Raw genomic sequence first — 448 nt, forward strand, 5'->3', positions numbered from 1 at the left:
GGTGCTCGAACCCTATCTCGATTTCATTGTAGAAGCGCGCTGGCCTACTGGCCGTTTGCTGCGTGAATACACGGTATTGGTTGATCCGCCCTTGTTTGACGCCTCCAGCCAGGTGGTATCTGCCTCTGCGCGTGTTGAGGAAGAAGAGGGCATCCCCGCCCCGGATTCGCCCGAAAAAAAAACACAAGACCCGGCCGCCACTAGCGGAACCCGGGTAGATGTAAAGAAAAAGTCCCAGCTCGCGCCGGGTGACATGCCCCAGCGCGATTTCAATGCCGAGGCCGCCGGTTCGCCGCTGAGTGGCTCGCGATACATGATTTCCCGGGACGATACGCTCTGGGAAATCGCCGCCGCAGCCAAGCCCAGCGGTACGACCATCCATCAGACTATGCTTGACATTCAGCGTCTGAACCCCAACGCCTTTATCGACGGTAATATCAACCGCATC

The 448-nt window shown here is 58.0% G+C and carries 1 protein-coding gene; it reads left to right on the top strand.

What is annotated here, in order from left to right; all coding sequences use genetic code 11:
- Positions 1-448 (top strand): FimV family protein (locus A3709_RS12580; RefSeq protein WP_304438768.1); only part of this gene is annotated, 448 nt, incomplete at both ends.

It is taken from the genome of Halioglobus sp. HI00S01, from assembly GCF_001635445.1.
Taxonomy (GTDB): domain Bacteria; phylum Pseudomonadota; class Gammaproteobacteria; order Pseudomonadales; family Halieaceae; genus Halioglobus; species Halioglobus japonicus.